Below are 6,041 nucleotides of genomic sequence, written 5' to 3' on the forward strand. Positions count from 1 at the left end.
CCTAACTATTCTGAGAAAATATTCTCTCTCACCATCCGTTTCGCTGAATAGTTACGAAAATTCATGAATAAAGCGACTCCTGCCATTGCCGTTTAAAGTCTTTAATTTTATTAAAACTTGAAGCAAAACGGGCATTATAATTAAAACGAGGGGCAATTGAACCACTAACCCTGAGATAATAGCAATCGCCAGCGGCTGTTGCATGGATGATCCCTGGCCAACACCCAGGGCAAGGGGCAGGAGGGCCAGAATAGTCGCAAAGGTGGTCATTGCAATGGGGCGCATACGATTCCTGCCCGCGATGACAAGTGCGGTGCCCAGATCAACGTCCTCAGATAAATCGTGATATTCAGAAATATAGAAAATTGCCACTTCCGTAACGATGCCAACAATCATTGTCATACCCATCATAGAAGAAATATTGATTTCTATGCCAGTCAACCACAAACCAATAAACACCGATGACAAGGCGAGAAGCGTGGTGGCGAGCATGGCAAGCGCTACACGGAAACTCTCATAGAGAAAAAGCAAAAGCAGAAAGATCAGCATTACCGCTGCAACAAAGACAGCAATAAGTCCCGCGAAGGCAATTTGTTGCTGGGCATAGAGTCCACCCAGATCATAATACATCTCCTTCGGTATCAATCCAGGAAGTCCCAGAACAGCTTTAACATCTTTGATTACAGAGCCTATATCCCTGCCGCTAATGCGGCCGGTAACAGCAATCATTTGCTTCAGATCATCGCGCACGATCTGGGGCTGTCCGGTAATAACCGTAAGTGTAGCTACCCGTTTCAAAGGGAAAAGGTGTCCGTCCGGAGCCCGCAGCCGGAGGTTGCTTATATTACGTTCCGTTGACCGCACATCGTTTGGCACCCAAACACGCACACCGACCATCTTAGGCCCACGTTGTATGTGGGTGGTAACAACACCACTCGCGTAATCAGATAACCATTGAGTTATGAATTCGGGACTCACCCCCTCCAGAGAAGCCTTGACCCTGTCTACCGAGATATTCAAGGCATCCCCGGCCAGGACGACACCATCTCGCACATCCACCACACCTGGGATTTTCCTGATAGCATCAGCCACTTGTGGCCCGAGTCTGATGAGCAATCCGCCATCGTTAGAATAGAGTTTAATCTCAATCGGCTGTGGAACAGCAGTTAGATCGCCGATAAGGTCTTCCATTAACTGGGCCATTTCTATTTCTATGCCAGGGACCGATTGCTCTACTCGCACTCGTATATCGTTCATGACCACGCTTATATCCCGTCTCGGAAACAGTTTGAGACGAACAAAAAAATCCCCCTCATTTGCTTCCGACAATCCACCGCCAAGCTTTATTCCGGTTCGTCTGGAATAGGTATCTACCTCAGGGGTTGATTGAAGTATCGTTTCAACGCGGCGAAGCAGACGATCGGTCTCGCCAAGAGACGTACCCGGTGGGGTCAGGTAATCAAGAACAAAGCCACCCTCATCCATCATGGGCATAAAACCAGAGCCCATGTGTTTGTAACTGAACCAACCTGTCGCTATTAAGGGCACAACAAATGCCAGGGCAAGCCAGGGTCGCATCATTATGCGGTGCATGATGGCTTCGTACGCCCAATGTGTCCATTCGGTCAGCACACCACCTTCCTTCTGATTCGTATCCTTTTCACTCAACAAATGATCCGCTAAAATTGGCACTGCCAGCAAGGCTACAAAAAAAGAGATGACGAGGCTGGCAGCAATGGTCAGAGAGAGTGCTTTAAAAAACGCCCCGGTTACTCCGGAAAGGAATGCCAGAGGGGCGAAAATAATGATGGTGGAGGCGGATGAGGCAGCAAGCGGCTTGGTAAACTCGCGTGCGGCGAGCATTGTTTTGTTGTGGTGATTATCTGTGCTGCCACGCATTCGGCGGATAATGTGTTCTACCATAACAATGGTGTCATCAACAATGAGCCCTACCGCTGCTGCCATACCTCCAAGAGTCATGATATCAAAACTCATGTGCAATCCGTAGAGCATGAGGATAGTAGAAGCCAATACACAGGGTACAGAAACAATGGCTATGAGGGTTACTTTAAGATTACGCAGGAAGACGAGGAGAATCAGGGCGGCGAGCGCAACGCCAATGATGATTGCATCGCGTACGCTGACAGCAGAAGCGACAATCAGTTTGCTTTGGTCGTACCAGGTTGCAATCTTCAAATCCACAGGCAACTGTTTACGGAATTCGGCAAGCTTTTTCTTTACGACATTGTCTATCTGTACCGTATTTCCTCCCGGTTGCTGGTAAATTTGAAAAATTACGGCATCGTGACCATCGGCAGTTACGCGCGTCCATTGAGGCGCCGCTTCCCGAATTACTGTAGCGACATCATCCAGACGCACCATACCATTTTGTCCCGAACGGAGTATCGTTTCACGAATCTGATCAAGACCGGGCAGTTGGGTATCCGATATAATGAGATAAAGTTTGTAATGATCTTCCAGTCGTCCAACCGCAGTAATGACGTTAGCGGCAGAAAGGGCCTTGCTGATATCGGATAGAGATAAGTTATAGGATGCCAATTGCGCAGGGCTTACTGTTACCCGGTATTCCTCAATGGCTCCGCCTAAAATTTCAATCCTGGCTACCCCCTCTATCGTGGAAAGGAGCGGACGTAGCTGGTACAAGGCGATATCCCTTAGTTCGATGAGAGAATGGATATCAGAGGTCAGGCTGTAAGCCAATACAGGAAAGACCGTAGTGTCCATCCGCCGCACATGAAAGGAAGTCCCCTGCGGTAAAGAAGGGAGCGTTTGATTAATAGCGGATTCCACCTGCAACATGGCCGCAATCATATCCTCGCCCCATTCAAAATTTATGGAGATATCAGCGCTTCCGCGACTCGTTTTAGAACGCACATTGAGAGCCCCGGGGATGCTGCGAACCGACTCCTCAACAGGCCAGGTTACCTCGATAGCCATGCGCTCTGCAGGACGATCACCCGCTTCGAGGCTTACTACTATTCTGGGAAAACTAACGCGGGGAAAGAGGGCTACGGGAAGTTTCATGCTGCTGGCTAGCCCACCCAAGGCTAAAGCCGCCAGTAACGACAGGATCGAACGGCGATGTGATTGTGTCCAATCGACAAAAGTCATTGAGATTCTTCCTCTTTGATCTTCATACCATCCTGTAATTCATAATTACCAAGAACTACTGCCAGATCACCGGGTTGAAGGATAGCGCTGAGGATTTCAACATCTTTATCCGTTTCTAAACCCACATGTACCGATTGCTTCCATGCACGACCATCTTTCATGGTAAAAAGAACGTAATGATCATCTTCGGGGAGTACTGCTGTGCGTGGAACAATCAGTGTCTCTTTGGAAGATATCGTTATTTTACCCTGGACATACTCTCCCGGCAGAAACTCAGCGGTAGATGGAAATACAACGAACAGATCGACAAGGCGGGTAACCGGATTAACAGATTTCGAAATTGCACGGATCCAACCGGTAACGCCACGTGATGATTGCATATAGACAGACGAGATACAAACCGGTTGATGAACCGTCAGCCGGTTTATATCTTCCGGCTCAACTCCCAGCCTGGCTTCAAACCTGCCTTGAGCAACGATTTCGACCAGAGGCATGCTGGCAGATACGATATCTCCCTCGCGGACATATACTGTATTGACCAGCCCGCCAACATCAGCAACAACCTGTTTCTTCTCTCTTATTCCCCGTTGTTTAAGATTTTCAAGTCTCAGCCGGGCATCCTCAAAGGCTTGCTTCGTTTGCAACACTTGCTGAATCGTGGCTAGTTTTAGATCGAAGCGTTGCTGCATGTTGCTGTACGTTTCTTTTGCCAGTCCATAGTTGTTCATCGCTTGCTCAAGCTGAAGGCTGGTATTCGGGCCTGGGTCGATTTCAAAAAGAACTTCACCCATAGCAACCTTTTGACCTGCCGTTGCGAATATACGGCGAATTTGTATCTCAAAAGGTTCAGAAATTGTTTGCACTGCTCCAGGCGCCGGCACTACCGTTCCGTACACAACAATATCTTCCGTAAGGGTTCCTTTTGCCAGTGGCGCAACCTTAACTGCCGCAACAGGCTCTGATGTAGAAATATCACCCGTGACCATCGATGCGGAAGGAAACGACGGAGATTCATTTTCCACGGTTTTCTTTTGACTATGAAAGAACAACAGATATCCACTCACGGTTGCAATGCAGGCGCTTATGATGACAAATAGCATCGTATGTTTCATTCCAAAACCTCCGTGCTATCAGACTTTTCCGAGTGTCCTTTTAAGGATGTCTCGAAACCAGGGAAATATTCTCCTGCCGCAATTTCGAGGGAAATTCCCAGATCGGACAATTCCTGTTCGAGCTTAACATATTCAATCCGTTTCGTGATCAAATTGTTTTTTGTGTTATAGTATACAAGGATATCGGCATTGCCTACTTGCAAGGCAGTATAATAGAATTGAACCAGCTTTTTAAACTCCGCAATAAACTTTTCTGTTGCGGCTATCTGTTGTTTGACCAAATCCATGTCCCGTAAGATGCGGTTGATTTCGGAACGCGCTTCGAAAATGCGGGCCATATATTCATCAAAAAGTTGATTTCTGGTCGCCTTCTCAAGGGCGATCTGTCCCTGATTCCGGTCAAAGAAGGGCAGGTCCAGGGTAATTGCAAAGCCTGTGGTGATCGGACTGCTTAGATTCCCTCCTTGGGTAAAACCAATTTTTATTTTCGGAAACTGAGAAAGTACAGCGGCCATAACCTTTGCCTCCTGGCTTTCGTACCCTTTCTTTAAGGCAAGGAGGTCAAGGCGCCGTTCCTCCAGTCCTTCGGTAATCTGAGATGCGGATGGAAGCGCAGGCCAGGAAGGAAGGGCAATATTTTGTTGAATCAGGACCGCTCTGCCCGCAGGAAGGCCAAGCGTCTGATTCAGTGCAATCTGCTCGCGTTTCTGTTCTTGAACCAGTTTCAGTTGCAATATCCGAATCTGCTGAAGGGTTGTTTCTGCGGCTGCAATATCTACTGCAGTTAACACGCCGAATTTTACCGCCTTTTTGACGACTTCAAGGTTTTCCCGTAATCCTTTTACTGCCGCTCTTGCAAGTTTCACCTGCTGCTCTATCCACAACAACCGGTAGACGTGCAATTTTGCCGCCTGGGCCACCTGCCACTCCTGCCACGCCACATCAATGTCCACCGCATCCACATGGGATAGAGCAGCGTCCATTCTTTCCTTCCGTGAGATAAGGGAAATAAAATCCCAGTTCAATCCCAACCCGAAGGCGTCGATTGTTCCCAGGGTATTCCCGGCTGTTAGCACGTCAAGTTGGGGGTTAGGCAAAATGCCTGCTTGAATAAGCTGGGCCATAGAAATATTCTTTCGGTCTCGTATGGCGCGCAACACGGGATTTGTCAATACCGCCAGTATGGCCGCCTCATCCGGTGAAATTCCGTCCCGGTCATCAAAATCTATTGACTTCAGAACTGGATGCCTGATCAGTTTTGCCTGAACCCGCACTTTTTCCATCGATGGATCTTTCAAAGCAAGATTCACTGCCGAATTGTCTATCGGCATGGCACGATAGAAAGCGCATCCAGTAACGAAAGTAGCGATCACATATAGAATAGATATCTTTTTTCGTTTATACATGTATCTGCTTTCAACCATTTATACCCATATGACAACTTTCCTGATCAACATGATGCATTTTTTACAAATGGATTTCGGGATCTGTTCGTAACCTTACCGGCGTAGAGGGTGCTCTCCGTTGATCACAGAGTGCAGTCTATGAATAAAAAAAGCAAAGAAAGCATCCCTGACAAGAAGAAAATAATTTACTGCGCTGTTTAAATGTATTTTCCTGTCATAGTTTCACAATCAAGTTAGGCTGCCTTTCGGCAGCGACTCTTAAACCCCCCTCTAAAAAGAGGAGCCGGGGGTGTGTTAACACGCCTCTCACACATCCCTTAATCCCCTCTTTCTAGCCTTATCTTTACCCACATTTTCTACTGGACAAATGCTGGCGGAGATAATGAATGAG

3 protein-coding genes are annotated in these 6,041 nt (G+C 47.6%); all 3 read right to left on the bottom strand.

The window, feature by feature from the left end; genetic code table 11:
• Positions 1-51: 51 nt before the first annotated feature.
• From BIY37_RS00210 to BIY37_RS00220, 3 genes are read right to left on the bottom strand one after another with little or no spacing between them, the layout of a single operon-like run.
• The gene (locus BIY37_RS00210; protein WP_070065840.1) at positions 52-3,132 is read right to left on the bottom strand and encodes an efflux RND transporter permease subunit; all 3,081 of its coding nucleotides are present in this window, start codon (positions 3,130-3,132) and stop codon (positions 52-54) included.
• Positions 3,129-4,244 (bottom strand): efflux RND transporter periplasmic adaptor subunit, encoded by a 1,116-nt coding sequence (locus BIY37_RS00215; protein WP_070065841.1) that lies wholly within the window; start codon positions 4,242-4,244, stop codon positions 3,129-3,131. Before BIY37_RS00215 ends, BIY37_RS00210 begins: the two co-directional genes overlap by 4 nt.
• Complete coding sequence (locus BIY37_RS00220) at positions 4,241-5,650, bottom strand: TolC family protein (RefSeq protein WP_179129175.1); 1,410 nt, start codon at positions 5,648-5,650, stop codon at positions 4,241-4,243. The genes BIY37_RS00215 and BIY37_RS00220 overlap by 4 nt, the downstream gene beginning before the upstream one ends.
• Positions 5,651-6,041 lie beyond the last annotated feature (391 nt).

This window comes from Candidatus Brocadia sapporoensis, assembly GCF_001753675.2.
GTDB lineage: Bacteria > Planctomycetota > Brocadiia > Brocadiales > Brocadiaceae > Brocadia > Brocadia sapporoensis.

Bases quoted from the DNA above. Each gene is read 5' to 3' on its own strand.
- BIY37_RS00210 (WP_070065840.1), bottom strand. From the start codon at position 3,132: ATGACTTTTGTCGATTGGACACAATCACATCGCCGTTCGATCCTGTCG.
- BIY37_RS00215 (WP_070065841.1), bottom strand. From the start codon at position 4,244: ATGAAACATACGATGCTATTTGTCATCATAAGCGCCTGCATTGCAACC.
- BIY37_RS00220 (WP_179129175.1), bottom strand. From the start codon at position 5,650: ATGTATAAACGAAAAAAGATATCTATTCTATATGTGATCGCTACTTTC.